The organism is Actinomadura madurae (assembly GCF_900115095.1).
GTDB lineage: Bacteria > Actinomycetota > Actinomycetes > Streptosporangiales > Streptosporangiaceae > Spirillospora > Spirillospora madurae.
In genome coordinates this window covers 111,837-137,075 of the sequence record NZ_FOVH01000020.1, presented here as the reverse complement: position 1 = coordinate 137,075, position 25,239 = coordinate 111,837, and the positions used below count along the sequence as shown (strand labels likewise).

At 72.8% G+C, this 25,239-nt stretch carries 20 protein-coding genes and 1 pseudogene; 16 read left to right on the top strand and 5 right to left on the bottom strand.

Going from position 1 to position 25,239, the window contains the following annotated elements; all coding sequences use genetic code 11:
• Positions 1 to 4 precede the first annotated feature (4 nt).
• Both BM339_RS39650 and BM339_RS39645 read left to right on the top strand, forming a co-directional pair.
• Positions 5 to 3,847, top strand: coding sequence for a tetratricopeptide repeat protein (locus tag BM339_RS39650; protein WP_075024203.1), 3,843 nt, complete (start codon positions 5 to 7; stop codon positions 3,845 to 3,847).
• A 100-nt stretch (positions 3,848 to 3,947) separates the two neighbouring features.
• Entirely contained in the window at positions 3,948 to 4,661 is a 714-nt protein-coding gene (locus BM339_RS39645) for a Crp/Fnr family transcriptional regulator (RefSeq protein WP_075024202.1), read from the top strand.
• Here BM339_RS39645 and BM339_RS39640 read toward each other — a convergent pair.
• Positions 4,658 to 5,404 carry a maleylpyruvate isomerase family mycothiol-dependent enzyme gene (locus tag BM339_RS39640; protein ID WP_075024201.1) on the bottom strand — a complete coding sequence of 249 codons (747 nt, stop codon included), beginning with the start codon at positions 5,402 to 5,404 and terminating at the stop codon, positions 4,658 to 4,660. The two genes, BM339_RS39645 and BM339_RS39640, sit on opposite strands and share 4 nt — an antisense overlap.
• A 69-nt stretch (positions 5,405 to 5,473) precedes the next feature.
• Here BM339_RS39640 and BM339_RS39635 point away from each other — a divergent pair, with 69 nt between their 5' ends.
• The 4 genes from BM339_RS39635 to BM339_RS39620 all read left to right on the top strand — a co-directional run bounded on the left by BM339_RS39635 (position 5,474) and on the right by BM339_RS39620 (position 10,501).
• Positions 5,474 to 6,265, top strand: a complete 792-nt coding sequence (locus tag BM339_RS39635; RefSeq protein WP_218163882.1) for an MBL fold metallo-hydrolase — start codon at positions 5,474 to 5,476, stop codon at positions 6,263 to 6,265.
• A gap of 299 nt (positions 6,266 to 6,564) precedes the next feature.
• Positions 6,565 to 9,399: an excinuclease ABC subunit UvrA gene (uvrA, locus tag BM339_RS39630; protein ID WP_024935099.1), complete on the top strand. Its 2,835-nt coding sequence runs from the start codon at positions 6,565 to 6,567 to the stop codon at positions 9,397 to 9,399.
• Positions 9,400 to 9,446: 47 nt separating this feature from the next.
• Entirely contained in the window at positions 9,447 to 9,890 is a 444-nt protein-coding gene (locus BM339_RS39625; RefSeq protein WP_075024199.1) for a Rieske (2Fe-2S) protein, read from the top strand.
• A 107-nt stretch (positions 9,891 to 9,997) separates the two neighbouring features.
• On the top strand, positions 9,998 to 10,501 hold the full coding sequence (locus tag BM339_RS39620; RefSeq protein ID WP_075024198.1) for a Rieske (2Fe-2S) protein: 504 nt from the start codon (positions 9,998 to 10,000) through the stop codon (positions 10,499 to 10,501).
• Here BM339_RS39620 and BM339_RS39615 read toward each other — a convergent pair.
• Positions 10,488 to 11,720 carry a mechanosensitive ion channel family protein gene (locus BM339_RS39615; protein ID WP_052357446.1) on the bottom strand — a complete coding sequence of 411 codons (1,233 nt, stop codon included), beginning with the start codon at positions 11,718 to 11,720 and terminating at the stop codon, positions 10,488 to 10,490. The two genes, BM339_RS39620 and BM339_RS39615, sit on opposite strands and share 14 nt — an antisense overlap.
• A gap of 111 nt (positions 11,721 to 11,831) precedes the next feature.
• On the opposite strand from BM339_RS39615, the gene uvrC reads away from it, so the two are divergent.
• From uvrC to whiA, 4 genes are all read left to right on the top strand, one after another.
• On the top strand, positions 11,832 to 13,883 hold the full coding sequence (uvrC, locus tag BM339_RS39610; protein ID WP_412521009.1) for an excinuclease ABC subunit UvrC: 2,052 nt from the start codon (positions 11,832 to 11,834) through the stop codon (positions 13,881 to 13,883).
• Entirely contained in the window at positions 13,880 to 14,758 is an 879-nt protein-coding gene (rapZ, locus tag BM339_RS39605; protein ID WP_021595676.1) for an RNase adapter RapZ, read from the top strand. Before uvrC ends, rapZ begins: the two co-directional genes overlap by 4 nt.
• 52 nt (positions 14,759 to 14,810) lie before the next feature.
• Positions 14,811 to 15,776: a gluconeogenesis factor YvcK family protein gene (locus BM339_RS39600; RefSeq protein WP_033331494.1), complete on the top strand. Its 966-nt coding sequence runs from the start codon at positions 14,811 to 14,813 to the stop codon at positions 15,774 to 15,776.
• 61 nt (positions 15,777 to 15,837) lie between these two features.
• Positions 15,838 to 16,818, top strand: coding sequence for a DNA-binding protein WhiA (whiA, locus tag BM339_RS39595; RefSeq protein WP_021595674.1), 981 nt, complete (start codon positions 15,838 to 15,840; stop codon positions 16,816 to 16,818).
• A gap of 7 nt (positions 16,819 to 16,825) precedes the next feature.
• On the opposite strand, the gene BM339_RS39590 is transcribed toward whiA, so the two are convergent.
• The 3 genes from BM339_RS39590 to BM339_RS39570 are packed head-to-tail and all read right to left on the bottom strand — an operon-like array spanning position 16,826 to position 19,993.
• A complete protein-coding gene (locus tag BM339_RS39590) occupies positions 16,826 to 18,022 on the bottom strand; it encodes a hypothetical protein (RefSeq protein WP_075024197.1) in 1,197 nt (398 codons plus the stop codon).
• Positions 18,012 to 19,283 carry a hypothetical protein gene (locus BM339_RS49210; RefSeq protein WP_111833649.1) on the bottom strand — a complete coding sequence of 424 codons (1,272 nt, stop codon included), beginning with the start codon at positions 19,281 to 19,283 and terminating at the stop codon, positions 18,012 to 18,014. Before BM339_RS49210 ends, BM339_RS39590 begins: the two co-directional genes overlap by 11 nt.
• The gene (locus BM339_RS39570) at positions 19,280 to 19,993 is read right to left on the bottom strand and encodes a hypothetical protein (RefSeq protein WP_143118780.1); all 714 of its coding nucleotides are present in this window, start codon (positions 19,991 to 19,993) and stop codon (positions 19,280 to 19,282) included. Before BM339_RS39570 ends, BM339_RS49210 begins: the two co-directional genes overlap by 4 nt.
• Before the next feature lie 172 nt (positions 19,994 to 20,165).
• Between BM339_RS39570 and gap the strand changes: the two genes are divergently transcribed.
• The 6 genes and pseudogenes from gap (at position 20,166) to bla (ending at position 25,220) form a co-directional block, all read left to right on the top strand.
• Entirely contained in the window at positions 20,166 to 21,170 is a 1,005-nt protein-coding gene (gap, locus tag BM339_RS39565; RefSeq protein WP_024935105.1) for a type I glyceraldehyde-3-phosphate dehydrogenase, read from the top strand.
• 78 nt (positions 21,171 to 21,248) lie between these two features.
• Positions 21,249 to 22,436 carry a phosphoglycerate kinase gene (locus BM339_RS39560; protein ID WP_021595669.1) on the top strand — a complete coding sequence of 396 codons (1,188 nt, stop codon included), beginning with the start codon at positions 21,249 to 21,251 and terminating at the stop codon, positions 22,434 to 22,436.
• A gap of 3 nt (positions 22,437 to 22,439) precedes the next feature.
• Positions 22,440 to 23,249, top strand: coding sequence for a triose-phosphate isomerase (gene tpiA, locus BM339_RS39555; protein ID WP_021595668.1), 810 nt, complete (start codon positions 22,440 to 22,442; stop codon positions 23,247 to 23,249).
• A 137-nt stretch (positions 23,250 to 23,386) separates the two neighbouring features.
• Complete coding sequence (gene secG / locus BM339_RS39550; protein WP_021595667.1) at positions 23,387 to 23,626, top strand: preprotein translocase subunit SecG; 240 nt, start codon at positions 23,387 to 23,389, stop codon at positions 23,624 to 23,626.
• Between the two features lie 81 nt (positions 23,627 to 23,707).
• Positions 23,708 to 24,079 (top strand): RNA polymerase-binding protein RbpA, encoded by a 372-nt coding sequence (locus BM339_RS39545; protein WP_075024192.1) that lies wholly within the window; start codon positions 23,708 to 23,710, stop codon positions 24,077 to 24,079.
• Between the two features lie 215 nt (positions 24,080 to 24,294).
• Positions 24,295 to 25,220: pseudogene (gene bla / locus BM339_RS39540) on the top strand (class A beta-lactamase).
• Positions 25,221 to 25,239: the final 19 nt, after the last annotated feature.

Below are 25,239 nucleotides of genomic sequence, written 5' to 3'. Positions count from 1 at the left end.
CCGGGTGATCGGCGACATCGCCGGCGGGGGGACGGGCCAGGGCGCCGCCCTGGACGTCCGGCCGGGCAGCTTCTGGGAGCGGCTGGCGCCCACCGACCGGCAGGCCCTGCGCGCCATGGGCCGGCGCACCGACATCCCGCCCGGCGGCATGCTGTGCCACCAGGGCTCGGTCGCGCCGGCCGTGTACGTGGTGTTCAAGGCGTCGCCGCGCGCGGCGAGCAACGCGGTCGCCAAGGAGTTCGTCGACTCCAGCGACGGCGACGAGTCGATCATCGATCTGTTCGGGGCGGGCGACCTGGTCGGCGTCCTCGGCCCCTGGGGGCACCCGCAGCGCGGCACGGTCGCCGCGCTCGACCACGTCACGGCGCTGCGCGTGGACCGCCGCAAGTTCCGCAGCCTGCTGGCGGCGAGCCCGCAGGTCGCCGAGGCGATGATGCACGCGATCTCCGAGAGCGTCACGTTCGGCGGCCGGCGGCACGCGGTGCGGGCGGCCGACCATCCGCAGCGGCTCGCCTACCACCTGCTGGAGCTGGCGCACCGGTTCGGCGAGCACCGTCCCGGGCAGGGGACGCGGATCCCGCTGAAGCTCAGCCAGGCGGAGCTGGCGAACTGGGCGGGGATCTCCCGCGAGACGCTGGTCCGCTGGTTCCGGCTGTGGCGGGCGCGGGGGATCCTCGACCGGCGGGCCCGCCCGCTGACCATCCTCGACGTCGAGCGGCTCCGCCGCGCCGCGAGCCCCTGGGGCGACGAGTGGCCCGTCACCGAGCCCGAGCGCGCAGCCGCCGCCGAGGGCGGGCCGGAGGGGGCCGGCATCGCGGCGCACGAGCCGGTGCGCCTCGACGCCCCGGGCGGCCGGCCCGCCGTGCGGCTGCCCGCCGACAACCCGTACTTCGCCGGGCGGACGGTGAGCCTCGGCAAGCTCGACCTGCTCGTCGGCCAGTCGGTGTGGCCGCGCGCGGTGGTCGTCCAGGGCATGGCGGGGGTCGGGAAGACGACGCTCGCGCTGCACTGGGCGCACCGCGTCGTGGACCGCTTCCCCGATGGCGTCCTGTTCGCCGACCTGCGCGGCACGAGCGGCGGCCCGGTCACGCCCGCGGAGGCGATGGGCCAGGTGCTGCGCGCGGCGGGGGTGCCCGGCGACCAGCTCCCGCGCACCGAGTCGGAGCTGGCCGCGCAGTGCCGGTCGCTGCTGGGCGACCGCAGGATGCTGCTCATCCTCGACAACGCCGTCCGGCCCGAGCAGATCAGGCCGCTGCTCGCCGCGGTGTCGTCCGGGCTGGTGCTCGTCACCAGCCGGTGGCGGCTGCCCGCCCTGCTCGAAGGCGCCGACATCCGGACCCTGGAACTGGGGGAGATGGCGACGCAGGAGGCGGTCGACCTGATCTCCAACGTCCTCGGGCCGGGCGACGCCCGGGTCCGCGACGAGCACAAGGCGGTCGTGCGGCTCGCCCGCGAGTGCGGACACCTGCCGCTGGCGCTCGGCGTCATGGCCGGGCGGCTCGCCGAGAACCCCGGCGAGTCGATCGCCGGGACCGTCCGGGAGCTGGCCGCCCGGGACGCGCAGGGCGCCGCGCCGTACGGGCCGGGCCTCGCGGGGGCGGGCCTGGGCGAGGGCGCGGCGCACGGCGCGTCCGGACCGGGCCTGAGCGCCGTCGTCAACCCGACCTTCGACGTCGCCTACCGGAGCCTGCGCCGCCACCAGCGGGAGGCGTTCCGCAGGCTCGGCCTCGTCGCCGGCCCCGACTTCACGCCCGCCGCGCTCGCCGCGCTGCAGGACCTGACGGTGGACGAGGCGCGCGAATGCCTGGAGGGGCTGCGGCAGGCGTACCTCGTCCAGGACGTCGGCCCCGGCCGGTACCGCATGCACGACCTGCTGCGCGAGTTCGCCCGCGAGCGCGGACTCGGGGAGGACTCCGACGGCGAGCTGCAGGCGGCGCAGCGGCGGCTGCTGGCCGGGTACCTCGCCGAGGCGCGGCGGGCGGGCGCGGCCCTGCCCGGACGGCCGCGCCCGGCCGTGCACCGAGCCGAGGCCCGCGGCCGGCCGCCGGACGCGGCCGAGCGCGCGGCGGGCCTCGCCTGGTTCGAGGCCGAGCGCCGCAACCTGGTCGCGGCGGTGCACCAGGCCGCGCGGCTCGGCCTGCACCGGACCTGCTGGGAACTCGCCGACGCGCTGTTCGACTTCCAGGACTTCCGGCGCTACAGCGAGGACAACATCGCCGTCCACCAGGCGGGCCTGCACGCCGCCCGGACCGAGGAGGACTGGGCGGCGGCGGCCGTCATGCTGCACAACCTGGCGGTTGCGCACTTCGAGATGGGCAGCTCCGTCCAGGCCATCGGGTACGGGGAGGACGCGCGGCGGGGGTTCCGCGCGGTCGACCCGCCCGACCGGTACGGGGAGGCCGTCACGCTGGCCACCCTCGCCGACGTCCACGTGGTGCTGGGCCGCTACCTCACGTCGATCGACCATGCGCGGCGGTCCCTGGAGATCCACGAGGACCTGCGGGACGACGCGGGCGTGGCCAAGAGCCGCAGCACCCTCGCGCGCGCCCATCTGGGCCTCGGCGACTACGAGACGGCACTGGAACACGCCGCGCTGGCGCTCGACGTCCGCCGCCGGCTGAACGACCAGGCGGGCGTGGCCGAGACGCTGCTCACCGTGGCGGGGGTCCATCGCCGCCAGGGGAACGTCCACGAGGCGGTGTCGCACGCACTGGAAGCCCTGTACATCCGGCAGGAGCTCGCCGACATGCACGGCGCGGCGCAGGCCCTGACGGAACTGGCCCGCATGAACGCCTCGCTCGGCCTGCGCGGAATGGCGCAGCAGGACGCCGAACAGGCACTCCGCACGTACCGGGCACTGGGCGCACGCCACGGGGAGGCGCGCGCGCTGACCACGCTGGGCATGCTGATGTGCGAGGCGACGAAGTTCGCGGAGGCCTTCACCTACTGCGGGCAGGCGCTCCGGCTGCACCGCGACATCAGCGACCGGCACGGCGAGGCCGAGGCGCTCGCGCAGATCGGGATCGTCCACTGGCGCCTCGGCCGGTACCGGGACGCGCGCGAGCACCTGCTCCGGGCGCTGGAGATCCGCCGCGAGATCGGCGACCAGCACGGCGAGGCCAACGACCTGGAGCACCTGTCGGTCGTGATGCGCCGCCTCGGCCGCCACCAGGAGGCGCTCGTGCTCGGCCTGGAGGCCCTCGACCTGTGGCACCAGCTCGGCGCGCAGGGCCGGATGGCCGGGACCCTCGGCAGCCTGGCCCGCACGTACTCGCGGCTCGGCCTGCCCGCCGAGGCCGAGCGCGCCGCGCGGCAGGCGCTCGGCATCCGCGAGTCCGGCGGCGACTGGTACGGCCTCGGCGTCGGCATGGACACCCTCGCCGCCGTCCTGCGCCGCGCCGGGCGGCACGAGGAGGCGCTGGAACGGGAGCTGGAGGCGCTGCGCCTGCTCGGCGAGGTCGGCGACCGGCACAGCGAGGCCACCGGCCTGGTCCACCTCGCCGCCATCCACCTCGACCTCGGGCACGCCGACGAGGCGCTGGAGACGGGCCGGCGCGGCCTCGACCTCGCCGCCGAGCTCGGCGCCGCCCGCGAGCAGGCGTACGCGCTGCACGCCATGGCCCGCGCATCCCAGCTGATCGGCAAGCACGCCCGCGCGGTCGAGCACGTGAACGCCGAGATCGTCATCCGCCGCGACATGGACGACCAGCGGGGCCTGCGGCAGGCGCTGGAACTGCTGCGCGACTCGCACCTCGCGCTCGGCGACCAGGCCGCGGCGGCGGACTGCGTCCGGCGCGTTCGCGCCCTCGACAACCTGCTGGAATCGGAAAGATCGCTCGACATGTGACGAACGACCTGGTCCATCGGCGCAGCGCCGCGTTCACTGGACCCTGCGGCCCCGGTCATGGGTGACCCCTGCCCGGATCCGGTCCCGGTGAGGAGGCGAGATGGAGATCACCAGCTTCTGGGACGCGCTGGCCCCGCCCGTCCGGGAGGAGCTGCGGCGGACGGGCGCGCCCGTGGTGATCAGGCCGGGCGCGTTCCTCATGCGCGAGCACACCCGCGCCTCCCAGGTCTTCGTGCTGCGCTCCGGGGCGGTCAGGGTCTGGGTGGACCGGCACGGCGAGATCGCCATCCTCGACGTCCTCGGCCCCGGCGACCTGGTCGGGGAGCTGGAGGCGGCGGACGGCGGCGTCCGGCACGCCAACGTCGAGGCGCTGACCCGCGTCGAGGCGCTCGTGCTGCCCGCCGCCCGGTTCCGGCGCGTCCTGGACGCCCACCCCGGCGCGGCGTGGGCCGTCGCCGCCGTCCTCGCCGAACGGCTCCGCGACTCCAACGAGCTGCGCGTCGCCCACTTCCCCGACGACCCGGGGCGCCGCCTCGCCGGCCGGCTCCTGCGGCTGGTCGCCCGGTTCGGCTCCCCGGCCAAGCAGGACGGTCCGGACGGCGTGACCGAGGAGGCCGTGCACGTCCGGGTCCCCGTCTCCCAGCAGGACCTCGGCCGGTGGGCCGGCATGGGCCGCCGCAAGGTCGCGCAGCTGCTGGCCGCCGAGCCGGTCCGCGGCGGGCTGACCCTCACCCGGAGCGCGATCGTCGTCCGCTCGGTGGACGCCCTGCACCGCCTCGCCGGGCACGACTCCGACCAGAGGGACTTCGACTAGAGGCCCGCCGGCGCGTGCGGCCAAGGCGGCGGCACCGGCGGCGGCCCCTCCGGCCGGACGCTCACGCCCGCGCCGTCCGACCGGCCGCTCAGCCAGCCCAGCAGGGCCCGCCCCGACCCGGACGCCTCCGGCCCGCCGGGCGCCCAGCCGAGGTCGGCGGACTCCCCGGAGTCGGTCGCGGTGATCCGGTACCCGGCCAGCCCGCCGAGCAGCTCCTCCGGCAGCGCCGCCATGTCCGTCAGCGTGGCCGCCGCGGACCACCGGACGTAGGGCTCCGGCCAGTCGGCCGGCCCGTACCCGGCGGCGAGGTCGACATGGTGCGCCTCCACCTCGTTCCAGCGGCGGTACACCGAGTACCAGGCGGGGTGCCACCACCCCATCATCGACCGCACGGGAGCGTTCCAGGCGTCCTCCGGGAGCGTGCGCGCCTGTTCGGAGAAGCGGGCCGCCGTGGCCATGACGTCCTCGACCAGCTCGGCGCGGCCGCGTCCCGCGCCCGCGTCGAGATCGGCGTTGCGCGTGTCGATGCTCGGGTACTGCGGGATCTCCACGCCCGTCCGCGCCCATTCGAGCAGGTTCCACAGGGACTCGGCGTTCCGTGCGACGTGCGTGGCCACATGCCCGCGGCTCCACCCGGGCAGGGCCGAGGGGGCGCGCATCTCCTCGTCGGAGAGCCTCTCCAGCGTCCCGACGACGGCCAGCACGCCCCGGTCCAGTTCGTCGAGCGCATCGCGCCAGTCCATGACCCCTCCTCAGCGAGACGGCCCTCCATCCTTTCGCACGGGCCCGGCCCGTGCCAGAGAATGGTGATCATGGAGCTACCGATCTGCGTGACCTGCGGCGTCCAGTACGGGGGACCTCGCGCTGACTGCCCGATCTGCGAGGACGAGCGGCAGTACGTCGGCTGGGACGGCCAGAAATGGACGACGCTGGAGGAACTGCGCGCCGGCCACCGGGGCCGGGTCGCCGAGGAGGGGCCGGACGTCATCGGGATCGGCGCGGAGCCGTCCACCGCCATCGGCCAGCGCGCCCTGCTGGCGCGCACCCCGTCCGGCAACGTCCTGTGGGACATGATCACTTACATCGACGACGACCTGGTCCGCCAGGTGACCGAGCTCGGCGGCGTCTCGGCCGTCGCGGTCAGCCACCCGCACTTCTACGGCAGCATGATCGAGTGGGCGCACGCGTTCGACGCCCCCGTCTACATCCACGAGGCCGACCGCCAATGGGCGGCCCGCCCGGACGACTCGGTCGTCTACTGGACGGGCGACACCCACGAGCTGGCCGACGGCCTCACGCTGATCAACGCGGGCGTCCACTTCGACGGCGGCCAGGTCCTGCACTGGCGGGACGCCCGCGCGCTCTTCTCCGGCGACATCCTCACGGTCGTCAACGACCGCGACTGGGTGAGCTTCATGTACAGCTATCCGAACTTCATCCCGGAGCGTCCCCGCACCATCCGGCGTGCCCTGCGCCTGCTGGAGCCGTACGACTTCGACCGCGTCTACGGCGCCTGGTGGCGGAAGATCGTCCACACCGACGGCAAGAGCGCCGTCCGCCGCTCCGCCGACCGCTACCTGGACTTCGCGCTCGACGACGAGTGACTCGGCAGAGCGCCTCTGCGATCGCGGCCCGGTCCTGGCCCTCGTCCTGGACGCCCTCCGTGCCCGTTGAAGGTGCCCGCTGATGATGCTCGGGGTGTTCCGGTGGCGGGGGGTGTTCGAACACGTGTACGGTCGGAGTGCCGTCCGGACCTCTCGGGACGGACGGGTAGCTTCATGAAATGCAGCGGCGAGCGCCGCTGTTGAGGACTCGGGGGATTCTGTCGTACCCCGTGGCTAGCCTTGAGACCGACCTGTCTCTCCCCACAGCCGCGCCCCAGAAGAGGAACCGGAAGTACACCGTGCATGACCGACTCATCGTGCGTGGAGCACGCGAGCACAACCTGAAGGACGTCTCGCTCGACCTCCCGCGGGACTCCATGATCGTGTTCACCGGTCTGTCGGGTTCCGGGAAGTCCAGCCTGGCCTTCGACACGATCTTCGCGGAGGGCCAGCGCCGGTACGTGGAGTCGCTGTCGGCCTACGCCCGGCAGTTCCTCGGCCAGATGGACAAGCCCGACGTCGACTTCATCGAGGGGCTGTCCCCGGCGGTGTCGATCGACCAGAAGTCGACCAGCAAGAACCCGCGGTCGACGGTCGGGACGATCACCGAGGTGTACGACTACCTGCGGCTGCTCTACGCCCGGATCGGGCACCCGCACTGCCCCGAGTGCGGCCGGCCGATCAGCCGGCAGGCGCCGCAGCAGATCGTCGACCGGGTGCTGGAGCTGGAGCCCGGCACCCGCTTCCAGGTCCTCGCGCCGGTGATCCGCGGGCGCAAGGGGGAGTACCTGGAGCTGTTCCGCGAGCTGCAGTCCAAGGGCTACTCGCGGGCGCTTGTCGACGGGCAGATGGTCCGCCTGGACGAGCCGCCCAAGCTCAAGAAGCAGGAGAAGCACGACATCTCCGTCGTGGTCGACCGGCTCTCGGTGAAGGACTCCGCCCGGCAGCGCCTCGCCGACTCGGTCGAGACGGCGCTGGGGCTCGCGGGCGGCACCATCGTTCTCGACTTCGTCGACCTGCCCGAGGACGACGAGCACCGCACCCGGATGTACTCCGAGCACCTCTACTGCCCCTACGACGACCTGTCGTTCGAGGAGCTGGAGCCCCGGTCGTTCTCGTTCAACTCGCCCTACGGCGCCTGCCCCGACTGCACCGGCCTCGGGACGCGGATGGAGGTCGACCCCGAGCTCGTCATCCCGGACGGCGAGCTGACCCTCGGCGAGGGCGCGATCCAGCCGTGGTCCAACGGGCACGTGAGCGACTACTTCCTGCGCCTGCTGTCCGCCCTCGGCGACGCGATGGGCTTCGACCTGAACACGCCGTGGGACAAGCTGCCCGCCAAGGCGCGCAAGGCCATCCTGAACGGGCACGAGACGCAGGTCCACGTCCGCTACAAGAACCGGTACGGGCGGACGAGGTCGTACTACACCGCGTACGAGGGCGTGATCCCCTACATCCAGAGGCGGCACGCCGAGTCCGAGAGCGACTCCAGCCGGGAGCGGTACGAGGGCTACATGCGGGAGATCCCCTGCCCGACGTGCGAGGGCGCCCGGCTCAAGCCGGTCGTGCTCGCCGTCACCATGGGCGGGCGGTCGATCGCCGAGGTCGCCGCGATGCCGATCGGCGAGGCCGCGAAGTTCCTGCTCGCGATGGAGCTGGGCGAGCGCGAGCGGCACATCGCCGAGCGCGTGCTCAAGGAGATCAACGCCAGGCTCGGCTTCCTGCTGGACGTCGGCCTCGACTACCTCACCCTCGACCGGGCGTCGGCGACGCTCGCCGGCGGCGAGGCGCAGCGCATCCGGCTGGCGACGCAGATCGGGTCCGGCCTGGTCGGCGTCCTCTACGTGCTGGACGAGCCGTCCATCGGCCTGCACCAGCGCGACAACCACCGGCTGCTGGAGACGCTGCTCCGGCTCCGCGACATGGGCAACACCCTGATCGTCGTCGAGCACGACGAGGACACCATCGCCTCCGCCGACTGGATCGTCGACATCGGCCCCCGCGCGGGCGAGCACGGCGGCGAGATCGTCGTGTCCGGCACGGTCGAGGACCTGAAGAAGTCCGAGCGCTCCCTGACCGGCGCCTACCTGGACGGGCGCCGCGAGATCGCCGTCCCGCAGATCCGCCGGCCCCGGACCAGGGGCCGGGAGGTCACCGTCAAGGGCGCCCAGCAGAACAACCTCCGCGACGTGGACGTCTCGTTCCCGCTCGGCGTGCTCACCGCCGTGACCGGAGTGTCGGGGTCCGGCAAGTCGACGCTGGTCAACGACATCCTCTACAGCGCGCTGGCGAAGAAGCTGAACGGGGCGAAGACCGTCCCCGGCAAGCACAAGCGCGTCAACGGCGTCGACCAGCTCGACAAGGTCGTGCACGTCGACCAGTCGCCGATCGGCCGCACCCCGCGGTCCAATCCGGCGACCTACACCGGCGTCTTCGACCACATCCGAAAGCTGTTCGCGCAGACCACCGAGGCGAAGGTGCGCGGCTACCAGCCGGGCCGGTTCTCCTTCAACGTCAAGGGCGGCCGCTGCGAGAACTGCTCCGGCGACGGCACCATCAAGATCGAGATGAACTTCCTGCCGGACGTCTACGTCCCGTGCGAGGTCTGCCACGGCGCCCGGTACAACCGGGAGACCCTGGAGGTCCACTACAAGGGCAAGACGATCTCCGAGGTGCTCGACATGCCGATCGAGCAGGCCACCGGGTTCTTCGAGCCGATCAAGGCGATCCACCGGCACCTGAAGACCCTCAACGACGTCGGCCTCGGCTACGTCCGGCTCGGCCAGCCCGCCCCCACCCTGTCCGGCGGCGAGGCGCAGCGCGTCAAGCTGGCCTCGGAGCTGCAGAAGCGCTCCACGGGGCGCACCATCTACGTCCTGGACGAGCCGACCACCGGCCTGCACTTCGAGGACATCCGCAAGCTCCTCGGCGTCCTGAACGGGCTGGTCGACAAGGGCAACACGGTGATCGTCATCGAGCACAACCTGGACGTCATCAAGACCGCCGACTGGATCATCGACATGGGTCCCGAAGGCGGCTCGCGCGGCGGCACCGTCGTCGCCACCGGCACGCCCGAGGACGTGGCCGCGGTGGAGGCGAGCCACACCGGCCAGTTCCTCAAGAAGATCCTCTGACCCCGCCCCGCGCGGGGCGCCCGTGGGCCGTCCACCAAGATGGGACCATGGGAGACGATGTGACGCCCGGGGTCGAGCACGCCTCCGGCGAGCGGGGGATCGGACGGCGGGCCGTGCTGTGCGGCGGGGCCGGTGCGGCCGGTGCGGCCGTGCTCGCCGGCTGCGCCGGGGGAGGCGGGGCGCCGCCCGCCGCCGACCTGAAGGGCGAGGAGATCGCGAAGGCCGCCGACATCCCGGTCGGCGGCGGGAAGGTCTACGGGGACCGCAAGGTCGTCGTGACGCAGCCGACCCAGGGCGCCTTCAAGGCGTTCACGGCGGTGTGCACGCACCAGGGGTGCACCGTGGGCGGCGTCGCCGACGGGTTGATCAACTGCCCGTGCCACGGCAGCGAGTTCGCCATCGCGGACGGATCGGTGCGGCGCGGCCCGGCAAAGGAGCCGCTCAAGGAGTATCCGGTGCAGGTCAAGGGCGGTGCCGTCGTCGTCACCTGACCGCCCGCGTACATGAGAATTTGGTTTCGCTTTGAACCACCTTGGTCGCGCATCCGTGCTTCCTGGTGACGGACAGATACCGACGAACATGTCACCGGAGGGCGAGAATGCCACAGAGGTCCGAGACGCAGGCGGACGAATCGGAGCAGCAGCCGGGGGAGGCGCCGGCCGCGGGCGGGACCCGCAGAGGCCTGCTCATCGGTGCCGGGCTCGCGGGCGTGGCCGGGCTGGCGGCGGCGTGCGGCGGGTCCGGCGGCGACGATGACGCGGGCGGCTCCGGCGGCGACTCGGGCGGCTCGGGCGGCGGCTCGGGCGGGTCCGGCGGTGGCGCGCTGGCGGCGGCGAGCGAGATCCCGGTCGGCGGCGGCAAGGTCTTCGAGGACGCCAAGGTCGTCGTGTGCCAGCCCCGGCAGGGCGAGTTCAAGGCGTTCTCCGCCGCCTGCACCCACCGCGGGTGCAGCGTCGGGTCGGTGTCCGGCGGCACGATCAACTGCCCGTGCCACGGCAGCAAGTTCAAGATCGACGACGGGTCGGTGGTGGCCCCGCCCGCGGACAAGCCCCTGGAGGAGAAGAAGATCACCGTCCAGGGGGACCAGATCATGCTCGCCTGAGCGTCTCCGCGTGCGCCGGGCCGTCCTCGCGCGGGACGGCCCGCGCGCCGTCGGCGTGCCGTCCCTCCGCGACGGCGCCGTCCGCCGGCGGCCCGGCACCGGGCCCGGCGGGCCCGGCGGGCTGCGCGGGTTCCGCGCCGTCCGCGACGGGGTCGGGGCCGACGCGGAACCGGGGGAGGGCCTCCGGGTGATGGTCGCGGACATAGGAGACGAGGTGCTCCCGCACGTCGCAGCGCAGGTCCCAGGTGCTGGCCGAGTCGGCGGCGCTCATCAGCGCCCGGAGCCTGACGACGCCGTTCGGCAGGACGTCCACCACCTGCAGCATCCACTCCCGGCGGTCCCACAGCGGGTTCTCCTGCAGCGCCTTGTACAGTTCGGCGCGCAGTTCCTCGACCGGGACCGTCCAGTCCACGTGAAGTTCCACCGAGCCGAGGAGCCGGCTGGAGTGGCGCGTCCAGTTCTCGAACGGCTGCTCGGTGAAGTGCGACACCGGGAAGATCATCCGCCGGTCGTCCCAGAGCTGGAGCACCACGTACGACAGCGTCAGCTCCTCGACCCGCCCCCAGATGTCCTGCGTGACGACGACGTCGTCCAGCCGCAGCGCGTCGCTGAACGCCAGCTGCAGCCCGGCGAGCAGGTTGCCGAGCGTCGGCCGCGCCGCGATGCCGACGACCAGCCCGGCGACGCCCGCCGACGCCAGCACCCCGGCGCCGACCGCCCGCACGGCCGGGAAGGTGAACAGGGCCGCGCCGACCGCGAGGACCACGATGATCATCGCGGTGATGCGGCGCAGCAGCAGCATCTGCGTGCGGGCCCGCCTGGCCCGCCGGTTGCGCTCTCCCTCGATGCGCATCAGCCGCGCCAGCGGCGGGTCGCTCAGCGCGTAGGCGATGCGCAGCACCAGCCAGGTGGTCGCGCCGATGGCCGCGATCCGCAGCGCGTGCCGGACGGCGCCCTCGGCCTGGCCGTCGACGAGCTGGTACGGCATCGCGGCGCTGGAGCTCACCACCGCCGCGAAGGCGAACGCCGGCGCGGCGCAGCGGCGGGCGACGCGTCCGGCGCCGGGCCAGCGCGCCGACAGCCGGCCCGCGAGCAGCCGCCGGCCTCCTTCCACGATGATCACGGACGTGGCGACGACGGCCGCCAGGACGATCCATGCCCAGAGGGCGGACATCTGCGGAACGACCCCCTTCCCGTGCTGCCGGGGAACGATGCTCAACCTGCGTCTGACCTTCCCTTTCCGCGTACTTTGCGGTCATCCGGCATTAAACGGGAGATCTACATCACTCCCCGACGTACGGCGACAGAACGGGCGCGCACCGGCGCACGCCTGTCGGTACGGCCCATTAGGCTTCTGAACGTGGCAGATCCGGCGACCTACCGACCCGCACCGGGCTCCATCCCTGAATCCCCCGGGGTGTACCGATTCCGGGATGAGCACGGCCGGGTCATCTACGTGGGCAAGGCGAAGAACCTGCGCTCGCGCCTGAACTCCTACTTCGCCGACTTCTCCGCGCTGCACCCCCGAACCCAGACGATGGTGCAGACGGCCGCGAGGGTCGACTGGACGGTCGTCGGCACCGAGGTCGAGGCCCTCCAGCTGGAGTACTCCTGGATCAAGGAGTTCGACCCCCGGTTCAACGTCCGCTACCGCGACGACAAGTCGTACCCGTATCTCGCCGTCACCCTGAACGAGGAGTTCCCGAGGGTGATGGTGATGCGGGGCGCCAAGCGGAAGGGCGTGCGCTACTTCGGGCCGTACTCCCACGCGTGGGCGATCCGGGAGACGGTCGACCAGCTGCTGCGCGTGTTCCCCGTCCGGACGTGCAGCGCCGGGGTGTTCAAGCGCCAGCACCAGCTCGACCGCCCCTGCCTGCTCGGCTACATCGGCAAGTGCTCCGCGCCGTGCGTGGGCCGCGTCTCCCCGGAGGAGCACCGCCTGCTCGCCGAGGACTTCTGCGACTTCATGGCGGGCACCACCTCCCGCTTCATCAAGCGCCTCGAACGCGACATGCGCGAGGCCGCCGCGGCCCAGGAGTACGAGCGCGCCGCCCGCCTGCGCGACGACATCCGCGCCCTGGAGCGCGCCCTGGAGAAGCAGACGGTCGTCCTGCCCGACCGCACCGACTGCGACATGATCGCCTTCGCCGAGGACGAGCTGGAGGCGGCCGTCCAGGTCTTCTACGTGCGCGGCGGCCGCATCCGCGGGCAGCGCGGGTGGGTCGTCGACAAGGTCGAGGACGTCACCACCTCCGACCTCGTCGAGCACTTCCTCATCCAGGTCTACGGCGAGAGCGAGTCGGTGCCCCGCGAGGTCTTCGTGCCGGCCCTGCCGCCGGAGGAGGACGCCATGACCGAGCTGCTGTCCGAGCAGCGCGGCGGGCCCGTCCGGCTGCGCGTCCCGCAGCGGGGCGACAAGAAGACGTTGCTGGAGACGGTCGCCCGCAACGCCCACGAGGCGCTCAAGCAGCACAAGACGCGCCGCGCGTCCGACCTCACCACCCGCAGCCGCGCCCTCCAGGAGATCCAGGACGCCCTGGAGCTGGACGACGCGCCCCTGCGCATCGAGTGCTACGACGTCTCCAACCTCCAGGGCACCAACGTGGTCGCGTCCATGGTCGTGTTCGAGGACGGCCTGGCCCGCAAGAGCGAGTACCGCCGCTTCACGATCAAGGCCGTGGAGGGGCAGGACGACGTCCGGTCCATCCACGAGGTCATCACCCGCCGGTTCCGCCGCTACCTCGCCGAGAGCGAGAAGACGGGCGAGCTGGACACGCTCGGCGATCCCTCGGAGGCGGCCGCCGAGGCGGCCGAGGGCGGCTCCCCGGAGAGCGAGGCGGACGAGGGCGCGCACCAGCCGATCGACCCGGAGACGGGGCGGCCGCGCAAGTTCGCCTACCCGCCCAACCTGGTGATCGTCGACGGCGGCCCGCCGCAGGTCGCCGCCGCGCAGCGCGCCCTCGACGAGCTGGGCGTCGACGACATCGCGGTCTGCGGGATCGCCAAGCGGCTCGAAGAGATCTGGCTGCCCGGCGAGGCCGACCCCGTCGTCCTGCCGCGCAACAGCGAGGGCATGTTCCTCGTCCAGCGGGTACGCGACGAGGCGCACCGGTTCGCCATCACCTTCCACCGGCAGCGGCGGTCGAAGTCCATGACGGTCAGCGAACTCGATAACGTTCCTGGTCTGGGCCCGGCGCGGCGCGCGGCGCTGCTGAAGCACTTCGGCTCGCTCAAGCGGCTGAAGGACGCGACGCCCGAGCAGGTCGCCGAGGTCCCGGGCATCGGCATGCGCAGCGCCGAGAGCATCGTCGCGGCGCTGCACGGCGGCGCCGTCCCGGCGGGCGGCGCGGGCGACGGGGAGCACAGGGGGAGACGGTCATGACGAGCGAGACGAAGATCCCGGACATCGTGATAGTCACCGGCATGTCCGGGGCGGGCCGCAGCACCGCGGCCAAGTCCCTGGAGGACCTCGACTGGTTCGTGGTCGACAACCTGCCGCCGGGACTGCTCGCCACGATGGCCGACCTCGGCGGCCGGGTGAAGGACGCGGTGCCGCGCATCGCCGTGGTCGTCGACGTCCGCAGCCGCGCGTTCACCGAGGACCTGCACTCCTCGATCGCCGAGCTGGAGGCGCGCGGCGTCCACCCGCGGGTGGTGTTCCTGGAGGCCGGCGACGCCGACCTCGTGCGCCGTTTCGAGAGCGTCCGCCGCCCGCACCCCTTGCAGGGCGACGGGCGCCTGGTGGACGGCATCGCCCGCGAGCGCGAGCTCGTCCGCGAGGTCCGCGCCGAGGCCGACCTGGTCATCGACACCAGCGGCCTGAACGTGCACGAGCTGCGCAACAAGATCATCGGGTTCTTCGGCAACGACACCGGCGAGTCCAGCCTGCGCGCGACCGTCGTGTCGTTCGGCTACAAGTACGGCCTGCCCGTCGACGCCGACCTGGTGGTCGACTGCCGGTTCCTGCCGAACCCGCACTGGGTGCCGGAGCTGCGGCCGAAGACGGGCCGCGACGCCGCCGTCCGCGACTACGTCCTCGGGCAGCGCGGCGCCAAGGAGTTCCTGGACGCCTACTCCGAGGTGCTGCGGCTCCTCGCCGACGGCTACGAGCGCGAGGGCAAGCACTACGTGACCCTCGCCGTGGGATGCACGGGCGGAAAACACCGTAGTGTGGCCATGGCGGAACAGATCGCCGCCCGGCTGCGGGACGAGGGCCTCGAGGTGCAGGTCGCCCATCGTGACCTCGGCCGCGAGTGACAGCCCGCGCCGGGCCCCGGCGGGGCTCCCGGACGAGGAGAGAAACGGCACGGTGAAGCCGCCAGGCCCGAAGGTCGTCGCGCTCGGCGGGGGCCACGGCCTCTACGCCTCGCTGTCGGCGCTGCGCCGCGTCACCGACCGGCTGACGGCGATCGTCACCGTCGCCGACGACGGCGGCTCCAGCGGACGGCTCCGCCGCGAACTCGGCGTGCTGCCGCCCGGCGACCTGCGGATGGCGCTCGCCGCCCTGTGCGGCGACGACGAATGGGGGCAGACCTGGCGGGACGTGGTCCAGCACCGCTTCCGCAGCCAGGGCGACCTGCAGGACCACGCCGTCGGCAACCTCCTCATCGTCGCGCTGTGGGAACTGCTCGGCGGCGACGCCGCGCCCGGCTCCACCGTCGCCGGCCTCGACTGGGTCGGCCGCCTGCTCGGCGCGCACGGCCGCGTCCTGCCGATGGCCGCCGTGCCGATGGACATCGTCGCCGACGTGCGCGGCGCCGACCCGTCCCGCCCCGACGAGATCACCCACGTCAAGGGGCAGGTGGCCTGCGCGAAGACGCCCGGCAGCGTGCTCGGGGTGTCGCTCGTGCCCGCCGACCCGCCCGCCTGCCCGGAGGCACTCGCCGCCGTCGACGACGCCGACTGGATCGTGTTCGGCCCCGGCTCCTGGTTCACCAGCGTCCTGCCGCACCTCAAGGTGCCCGCGCTGGCCCGCGCCCTCACCACCTCCCGCGCCCGCCGCGCCGTCGCGCTGAACCTCGCGCCGCAGCCCGGCGAGACCGACGACTTCTCGCCGCAGACCCACCTGGAGGTCTTGCAGGCGCACGCGCCGGACCTTCGTGTGGACGTCGTCCTCGCCGACCGCGGCGTGGTGGACGACACCGCGGCGCTCGACAAGGCCGTCCAGGACCTCGGCGGGCGCCTCGTCCTCGCCGACGTCGCCGCCGACGACGGCTCGCCGCGTCATGAACCCGCCCGCCTGGCCCAAGCCTTCGTACAGATATTCGCCGAGTGACGACCGGCGCGGCCGTCATCGGCCAGACTGCTGGAAGTCCGATAGGGGGAGGGTTCATCAGATGGCGATGACCGGTGTGGTCAAGGACGAGCTGAGCAGGCTCACGGTGCTGAAGCCGTGCTGCCGCAAGGCCGAGGTCTCGACGCTGCTGCGGTTCGCGGGCGGCCTGCACCTGGTCAGCGGCCGCATCGTGATCGAGGCCGAGATCGACACCGGGGTCGCGGCCCGGCGCCTGATCAAGGACATCGCGGAGGTGTTCGGGCACACCTCCGAGGTCGTCGTCCTCGCGCCGAGCGGCCTGCGCAAGGGCAACCGCTACGTGGTCCGCGTCTTCCGGGACGGCGAGTCGCTGGCCCGCCAGACCGGCCTCATCGACAACAACGGCCGCCCCGTCCGGGGCCTGCCCCGGCACGTGGTCGCGGGTGCCGCCTGCGACGCCGAGTCGGCCTGGCGCGGCGCCTTCCTCGCGCACGGCTCCCTCACCGAACCGGGCCGGTCCATGTCCCTCGAAGTGACCTGCCCGGGCCCGGAGGCCGCGCTCGCCCTCGTGGGCGCCGCCCGCCGCCTGAAGATCCACGCCAAGGCCCGCGAGGTCCGCGGCGTCGACCGCGTCGTCGTCCGCGACGGCGACGCCATCAGCGCCCTGCTCACCCGGCTCGGCGCGCACGACAGCGTCCTCGCCTGGGAGGAGCGCCGCATGCGCCGCGAGGTCCGCGCCACCGCCAACCGCCTCGCGAACTTCGACGACGCCAACCTCCGCCGCTCCGCCCGCGCCGCCGTCGCCGCCGGCGCCCGCGTCGCCCGCGCCCTGGAGATCCTCGGCGACGACGCCCCCGAGCACCTCGTCAACGCCGGCCGCCTCCGCCTGGAGCACAAGCAGGCGTCCCTGGAGGAACTCGGCCAGCTCGCCGACCCGCCCCTCACCAAGGACGCCATCGCCGGCCGCATCCGCCGCCTCCTCGCCATGGCCGACAAGCGCGCCGGCGACCAGGGCATCCCCGGCACCGAGGCCAACCTCACCGCGGACATGCTGGCGCCGTAGGTCCGGGTCAGTCGCCTCTGAGGATCCGGGGGATCAGGTCTTCGCGGAGCTGGCCGTAGCCGGTCTCGGCCCAGACGCTCTGGGCGGGGTCGGCCTCGTAGTAGGGGACCTTGCGGCCGTCGCGGCGGTCGGTGAGGACGTCGGGGGTCTGCTTTTCGCGGGTGGCGCGGGCGCACGGGCGGCAGGTCTGGACGCGGAGGCGCTCGCGGGAGCCGACGGGGCGCCAGTCGAGCTTGTTCGTGGCGTCGCCGTGGAGGGGGTTGAAGAAGCACAGGGGGACCGGCGGGATCTCCGGCTTGCCGTTCGCCAGGGACCGGGCGGAGGCGAGCGCGTCCCGGCCCTGGTCGAGCAGGACGAGGACGCCGGCCAGGTCGGGGACGCCTTCCGCGGCGTCGAGGGTCTTCCCGGCGGCCTGGTAGGCGTCCAGGGCCGTGGCCATCAGGGTGCGGGTCCGCTCGTCGGTGGTGGGGACGGTGGTCTCGTCCAGAAGCTCGCCGAACGCGATGACCTCGCGGGAGGCCTGCTCGCGGAGCTGGTCCTCCGTGGCGCGGTTCGCCGTGGCGAACACCGTGCGCGGCATGAGAAGGCCTTCGGCCTCGCGGCGGACGGACGGCATGCGGCGGCGGCGCCACAGGAGGAAGCCGCCGACGCCGAGGACGGCCAAGCCGGCCACCCCCGCGCCGAGCGGGACGAGTGAGCCGTCGCCCTCCTCCTCGGCTGCCTCGGGTCGCGTGCTGCGGCGTGCGTTGACGCGCTTGTCGAGCTCGTCGGAGAGGCGGTCGTACTCCCGTGCGGCGGTGCCGGAGATGAGCAGGTCGAGGGCGCGGCCGAGCTTCGCCGCGAGCGGCGCGTCGTCCATGGCGCGGTCGATGGTGACGGCGCCGGTGGCGTCCCGGGCGCTGTGGTCGCCGCCCCACTCCCGGGCCGTCAGGTTCTCGGTGTCGTCGTCGAAGGTGATGAAGACGCCGTCGCGGCCGAGGCGGTCGTGGACGACGGTCGCGAGCTGGTCGGCGTCCGTCCACGTGCCGCCCTTGACCATGGGGACCAGCACGATGAAGACCCGGGTCGGCGCCTTCCTCAGCTTGGAGAGGAGCCTGCGGCGCTCCGCCGCGGGGAGCGCGGAGGCGAGGGACGGGTCGACGTGGATCGGGGAGCGGCGGAGGGACGCGGCCAGCCGCTCGCCAGGGGACGGTTCAGTCAACACCGAGGTACCTCATCACACGGGGGAGGAAGTTCTTGCCGCGGCTGCCCCACGCCGTGTCCTGCCACACTCCGGGGACGAGGGTGTGGGGGCGGCGGCCGTCCGGGCCGGGGATCTTGAGGAGGTGCTGCTCGCCGAGGCCGTACCGCTTGTCGAACTCGTGGCAGTTCCTGCAGAGCGGGCATTCCCGGGGCAGGCCGTGCTCCTCCAGCTTCCGGACGCGCTTGCGGAGGGCGGATTCCCCGTGGAGGGGGTTGACCAGGCACGGCGAGGGCGGGGACGCGAGGTCCCGGTCGAGCGCGAGGCGACCCTGCCGGGCGAGGACGATGGCGCCGACCAGGTCGATCGCCTTGTCCTGGTCGTCCTTGGCGTCGTCGTAGAGGATCTGTGCGGCGTCGTAGGCGGAGACGGCGTAGCGGCGCCCGCGCCCCTCGTCCGTGGCGGCGAGCAGGCGGTTCAGCCGCGCCACCTCCTTGGCCGCCTCGCGCCGGAGGCGGCGCATGCTCGGGGTGCGGCTCGCCCAGGAACGGCGCCGGACCTCGGTCCCCTCGCGGCGGCGGCCGAGGAGGGCGAGGACGCCGATGCCGAGCCAGTACAGGACCGCGGCGCCGGCCGGGCCGGCGAGGAGGAGGCCGGTCAGGAGCGGAGCCTGGATCTCGGGGTCGGCCGGCGTCAGCTCGTTCTCCTTCCCGAACGGGTCGGGGGTGGAGTACAGCTCCGGCGTTTCCGGCGACGCCGTGGGCGCCGTGGCGTAACCGTCCAGGCGCTGGGAGATCCGGTCCGCGAGCCCGGTGAACGGGCGTTCGGGGTCGGCCGGCTCGTAGCCGCCCGGATCGTCCTCGTCCAGGGAGGAGTAGGGGAGCCGGCGGGGGACGCGGAAGGCCACCGACTCCAGGTATCCGCGCCCGTTGACCATCAGGTAGAGCCCGTCGCGGCCCGAACGGTCGTGGAGCATGTGCAGGAACGCCCTGTCGCGGCCCTGCGACTCCGATTCGCTCGGGTTCGGGATCACCACGACGTACACCGGCGTGCCGATCAGCTTCGCGGTCCTGCCGATGGCCGCGTGGAGCCGTGCGCGGTCGGGCCCGCCGAGCGCCGCGGAGACGTCCGGGTCGACGAACAGCGGGTCCTTGGCGAGCGCCGCACCGACCCGGTCCAGCCGGTGGTAGGCGTGCGGCGGCTCCTCCGCGAAGGCGGCGGACGGCCGCGCGGCGGGCCACGCGGCGAGGACGATGGCGGCGAGCAGAAGGCAGATCCGTCTCATCGGCGCCCCTTCGCCGGTGTCTTCTTCTTCTTCGGTTTCGCGCGGCGGACGCGGTGGCCGATGAGCAGGGCGAGGATGGTCCCTCCGCTGAGGGCCGTCCCGGCACTGAACACGCCCCATTCGATGTAGGCCGCGCGCCGGTCGGCCGCGTCGTCGGCGTCCAGCGCCTTCCTGACTTCGGACTCGGGCCTCGGACGCGGATGGTCGCGGCGTTCTCTGGCCCGGCCCGACAGGGCGATCTCCACGAACCGCTCGATCATCTCGGCCGCGCTCGCGTCATAGGGGAGCTCGAACTTCGCGGCCCACCAGGCGTCGTCGACCGCGAGCCGCCGTCCCCCGCCGAACTGCCGCGCCTCGCCGTAGCCGCTGGACGGAGAGACCACGATGTACACGCCGTCCTTGCGCAGCCGGTCCCGGAGCAGGGACACCAGGGAGTCGGTGGGGTCGTCCTCCCCCAGCCCGGAGGTGGGCGTCACCGCCACGTACGCGGGGACGCCGAGCCGCGCGACGGACGCCTTGATCCGTGCGGCCGCGTCGGCGGGCAGGCCGCGCGGGGCGTGGTCGGTCACGTAGACGGGATCGCGGCGGAGCGCGGCGGCGATGTGGTCCGCCCTGCTCACCGGCTTGGCGGGCTTCGGCGCCGCCGAAGCGGCAGGAGCCAACATCGCCCCCACAAGTCCCACGAACAGGACGAAGCACCCGCGCCACATGGTCGGGGAGTGTAGTGATGATCGTGCCCGATCCCCCCATCGGGGGAGCGGTGGATCACCCTGGAATCCCACGCGACCGGTGTCGGGCTACCCGTGGGTCATTGGATAGGGTCTGAGGTGGGGGAGAACCCCGGATCGACAGTAGCTGACGATGTACGAGGAGAGCCGTTCCGTGACCATCCGAGTAGGCATCAACGGGTTCGGCCGGATCGGCCGTAACTTCTACCGCGCGGTGAAGGCGTCCGGGGCCGACATCGAGGTCGTGGCGGTCAACGACCTGACGGACAACGCCACGCTGGCCCAGCTGCTCAAGTACGACAGCATTCTCGGCCGTTTCCCCGAGGACGTGCGCGCCACCTCCGACGAGATCGTCGTCGGCGGCAAGGCGATCAAGGCGTTCGAGGAGCGCGACCCAGCGAACCTCAAGTGGAGCGACGTCGGCGCCGACGTCGTCGTGGAGTCCACCGGCTTCTTCACCGACGCCACCAAGGCCAAGGTGCACGCCGACAACGGCGCCCAGAAGGTGATCATCTCCGCGCCGGCCAAGAACGAGGACCTCACCGTCGTCCTCGGCGTGAACGAGGACAAGTACGACCCGGCGAACCACACGGTGATCTCCAACGCGTCCTGCACCACCAACTGCCTGGCCCCGCTGGCGAAGGTCCTGCACGACAGCTTCGTCATCGAGAAGGGCCTGATGACGACGATCCACGCCTACACGCAGGACCAGAACCTGCAGGACGCGCCGCACAAGGACCTGCGCCGCGCCCGCGCCGCCGCGCTGAACGTCGTGCCGACCTCCACCGGCGCCGCCAAGGCGATCGGCTTGGTGCTGCCCGAGCTGAACGGCAAGCTGGACGGCTACGCGCTGCGCGTCCCGGTGCCGACCGGCTCCGCCACCGACCTCACCGCCACGCTGTCCCGCGAGGTGACGGCGGAGGAGGTCAACGAGGCGTTCAAGGCCGCCGCCGAGGGCCCGCTGAAGGGCTACCTCACCTACACCGAGGACCCGATCGTCTCCAGCGACATCGTCACCGACCCGGCGTCCTGCATCTTCGACTCCGGGCTGACCAAGGTCATCGGCGACCAGGTGAAGGTCGTCGGCTGGTACGACAACGAGTGGGGCTACTCCAACCGCCTCGTCGACCTCGTCAAGCTCGTCGGCGCGTCGCTGTAATCGACCGCCACCCGCGCCGTGGCCGCGCACGAACCCGCGGCCACGGCGCGGCCGTGCACGGAAGGACATCGCAACCCGATGCGCACCATTGACGATCTCGACGTCGCCGGCCGGCGCGTCCTCGTCCGCGCGGATCTGAACGTCCCCCTGGAGGACGGCCGGATCACCGACGACGGCCGGATCCGGGCCAGCCTGCCGACGATCGAGACGCTGCGGACCCGGGGCGCCAAGGTCATCGTCTGCGCCCACCTGGGCCGCCCCAAGGGCCAGGTCAAGCCCGAGTTCTCGCTGGCCCCGGTGGCCGCGCGGCTCGGCGAGCTGCTGGGCACGGACGTGGCGTTCGCCGCGGACGTCGTCGGCGACTCCGCCCGCGCCGCGGCCGAGGGCCTCTCCGGCGGCGGGGTCGCGCTGCTGGAGAATTTGCGCTTCGAACCGGGCGAGACGAGCAAGGACGACGCCGAGCGCGGCGCCCTGGCCGACCGGCTGGCCGCCCTCGCCGACCTCTACGTCGGCGACGGGTTCGGCGCCGTGCACCGCAGGCACGCCTCGGTCTACGACGTTCCGGCGCGGCTCCCGCACGCCGCCGGCGGGCTGATCGCCGCCGAGGTCGAGGTGCTGAGGAGGCTCACCGAGGACGTCGAGCGCCCCTACGCGGTGGCCCTCGGCGGCTCCAAGGTGTCCGACAAGCTCGGGGTGATCGACAACCTGCTCGGCAAGGCCGACCGCATCCTGATCGGCGGCGGCATGGTGTTCACCTTCCTCAAGGCGCAGGGCCACGAGGTCGGCAAGAGCCTCCTGGAAGAGGACCAGCTCGGCACCGTCCGCGAGTACCTGCGGCGCGCCGGGGAGTCGGGCGTGGAGTTCGTGCTGCCCGTCGACGTCGTCGCGGCCGCGGCGTTCGCCGCCGACGCCGACCACGACGTGGTGGCTGCGGACGCGATCCCGTCCGACCGGCTCGGCCTCGACATCGGCCCGGAGTCGGGCAAGCTGTTCGCCTCGCGTCTCGCCGACGCCAGGACGATCTTCTGGAACGGCCCCATGGGCGTGTTCGAGATGGAGCCGTACTCGCACGGCACGCGTGCCGTCGCGCAGGGCCTCATCGACTCGGGCGCGTTCACCGTGGTCGGCGGCGGCGACTCCGCCGCGGCCGTCCGGCGGCTCGGCTTCGACGAGGCCGCCTTCTCCCACATCTCGACCGGCGGCGGCGCGAGCCTCGAATACCTCGAGGGCAAGACGCTGCCGGGCCTGCAGGCTCTGGAGGACTGACCGATGGCCCCCGCGACACCGTCCGGCAGGCAGAGCGGCCGCAAGCCGCTGATGGCCGGCAACTGGAAGATGAACAAGACGCACCTCGAGGCGATCGCGCTCATCCAGAAGATGGCGTTCGCGCTCAAGGACGCCGACTACGACGCCGTGGACGTCGTCGTGCTCCCGCCGTTCACCGCGCTCCGCTCGGCGCAGACGCTGATCGAGGCGGACAAGCTCGGGATCCAGTACGGCGCGCAGGACGTCTCCCAGCACGCCTCCGGCGCCTACACCGGCGAGATCTCCGCCGAGATGCTGGCCAAGCTCGGCTGCTCCCACGTCACCGTCGGGCACTCCGAGCGCCGCCAGTACCACGCCGAGGACGACGCGACCGTCAACGCCAAGGCCAGGGCCGCGCTCGCCGCCGACATCTCCCCGATCCTGTGCATCGGGGAGGGCCTGGACGTCCGCAAGGCCGGCGGCCACGTCCCGCACTGCGTCGAGCAGCTCGACGGCGGGCTGGAGAAGATCACCGCCGAGCAGGTCCGGCGCACCGTGATCGCCTACGAGCCGGTCTGGGCGATCGGCACCGGCGAGGTCGCCACCCCGCAGGACGCGCAGGAGGTCTGCGCGGCCGTCAGGACGCGGCTCGCCGAGCTCTACGACGGCGGAGTGGCCGACGAAGTGCGTATCCTGTACGGCGGTTCGGTCAAGGGCGGCAACGTCGCCGGGATCATGGCGCAGGACGATGTGGACGGCGCCCTGGTCGGTGGTGCCAGCCTGGACCCGGGAGAGTTCGTCAAAATCTGCCGGTACCGGGATCTGCCCGCCTGATCAAAACTGATCAATTCTGCGTGAACTGGGGGTTCTTGCCGAACCAGCGGGCACTTCGTCGTACCCTTCGTAGCTGACGGGTAAACCGCCCGGCCCGGCCCCCAGGTCCTGAACTACAGACAAGGCGCTGAAGAAACGTGATCATCGCATCTTCCATCGTGCTCATCGTCACGAGCCTGCTGATGGTGGTCCTCGTCCTGATGCACAAGGGCAAGGGCGGCGGGCTGTCGGACATGTTCGGCGGCGGGGTCTCGTCGTCCCTGGGCGGGTCGTCGGTGGTCGAGCGCAACCTCGACCGGCTGACCGTAGGGGTCGGGGTGGTCTGGTTCGCCTCGATCATCGTGCTCGGGCTGCTGTTCACGCACAAGGGCGTCTGAGCCGCCCGTCCAACACATGCGAGCGCCGCGCCGTCCTCGGAGGTCACGGGCGGCGGCGGAACACCAAGCGAGGAGTAATCCGTGGGTAGTGGCAACGCGATCCGGGGCAGCCGTGTCGGGGCCGGTCCGATGGGAGAGGCGGAGCGCGGCGACGCCGCCCCCCGCGTCTGGGTGACCTTCTACTGCGCCAACCGGCACGAGACCCGCCCCAGCTTCGCGACGGACGTCGCGGTTCCCGAGACCTGGGACTGCCCGCGCTGCGGGTTCCCCGCCGGGCAGGACGCGGACAACCCTCCGGCCCCGCCGAAGACCGAGCCGTACAAGACGCACCTCGCGTACGTGAAGGAGCGCCGCAGCGACGAGGACGGCGAGGCCATCCTCGAGGAGGCGCTGGCCAAGCTGCGCGAGAAGCGCGCCGCCGTCAAGCAGGCCATGCAGGCCGCGGCCCGCTGACGACGCGCCCGCACCCTGTGGCCCGGCCCCGCTGAGGGGTGCGGGCCACTTGCCGTTCCAGGGGCGTGGCGCCCGGCCGACCAGGGTGTGCGACCTGGTTCGATATCGGCTTCCCTATCGGTTCCGGGTGGATATCCATATTGGACACCGCATGATCGACTCTGGTCTGCTGGGCGGCGTCGGAACCACCTCCCGGGGGAAGCAGGTGCCACCGCATGCCGTTCGAGCAGCCCGGCCCGTCGCGCCGCGCCCTTTTGGTGGCCTCCGCGCTCCTGCCGCTGGCGGGATGCGGCGGGGACGACCGGCCGGCCTCCGCGACGCCCACGGCGCCGGAGAGCACCGCGCCCCGGACGGCGGACGTCTCCCGCTACGCGGCGCTCGAACGCGAGCACGGCGCCCGCCTGGGCGTGTTCGCCGTGGCGACCGGTACCGGCGCCACGGTCGCCTACAGGGCGGGCGAGCGCTTCGCGTTCTGCTCCACCTTCAAGACGCTCGCCGCGGCGGCGGTGCTGCACCGCCATCCGCTCGCCCACCTGGAGGACCGCGTCACCTACACGCGGGCCGACATCGACTCCATCTCACCGATCACCGAGGACCACGTCGCGACCGGAATGACCATCAGGCAGCTGTGCGACGCCGCCATCCGCTTCAGCGACGGCACGGCCGGCAACCTGCTGATGCGCGACATCGGCGGCCCGGCGGGGCTGACCGCCTACCTGCGCGAACTGGGAGACGGCGTCAGCCGCATGGACGACTACGAGCCCGAGCTGAACAGGGTCCGCCCAGGGGATCCGCGGGACACGACCACGCCGCGGGCGATCGCCGAGGATTACCGCAGGCTCGTGCTGGGGACCGCGCTGCCCCCGGACAAGCGCGCTCTGATCAAGGACTGGCTCGAACGCAGCACCACGGCAGTCGGCGCCAAACGCATCCGGGCCGGGCTGCCCGGAGGGTGGAAGGCGGCGGAGAAGACCGGAACCGGCGACTACGGCAGGGCCAACGCGACATCGCGGTCGTGTGGCCGCCCGGTGCGGCCCCGCTCGTCGTGGCCGTCCTGTCCGACCGGCCGGGCCGTGACGCGCGGCCCGACGACGCGCTGATCGCCGCGGCCACCAGGCGGATCGTCGCCGACCTCGCCTAGGGCGTGCCGCGAAGTGAGA

Excerpts from the sequence above, each read along its gene's own strand:
- BM339_RS39645 (WP_075024202.1), top strand. The coding sequence starts at position 3,948 with ATGGAGATCACCAGCTTCTGGGACGCGCTGGCCCCGCCCGTCCGGGAG.
- BM339_RS39640 (WP_075024201.1), bottom strand. The coding sequence starts at position 5,404 with ATGGACTGGCGCGATGCGCTCGACGAACTGGACCGGGGCGTGCTGGCC.
- BM339_RS39635 (WP_218163882.1), top strand. The coding sequence starts at position 5,474 with ATGGAGCTACCGATCTGCGTGACCTGCGGCGTCCAGTACGGGGGACCT.
- BM339_RS39625 (WP_075024199.1), top strand. The coding sequence starts at position 9,447 with ATGGGAGACGATGTGACGCCCGGGGTCGAGCACGCCTCCGGCGAGCGG.
- BM339_RS39620 (WP_075024198.1), top strand. The coding sequence starts at position 9,998 with ATGCCACAGAGGTCCGAGACGCAGGCGGACGAATCGGAGCAGCAGCCG.
- rapZ (WP_021595676.1), top strand. The coding sequence starts at position 13,880 with ATGACGAGCGAGACGAAGATCCCGGACATCGTGATAGTCACCGGCATG.
- whiA (WP_021595674.1), top strand. The coding sequence starts at position 15,838 with ATGGCGATGACCGGTGTGGTCAAGGACGAGCTGAGCAGGCTCACGGTG.
- BM339_RS49210 (WP_111833649.1), bottom strand. The coding sequence starts at position 19,283 with ATGAGACGGATCTGCCTTCTGCTCGCCGCCATCGTCCTCGCCGCGTGG.
- BM339_RS39570 (WP_143118780.1), bottom strand. The coding sequence starts at position 19,993 with ATGTGGCGCGGGTGCTTCGTCCTGTTCGTGGGACTTGTGGGGGCGATG.
- BM339_RS39560 (WP_021595669.1), top strand. The coding sequence starts at position 21,249 with ATGCGCACCATTGACGATCTCGACGTCGCCGGCCGGCGCGTCCTCGTC.
- tpiA (WP_021595668.1), top strand. The coding sequence starts at position 22,440 with ATGGCCCCCGCGACACCGTCCGGCAGGCAGAGCGGCCGCAAGCCGCTG.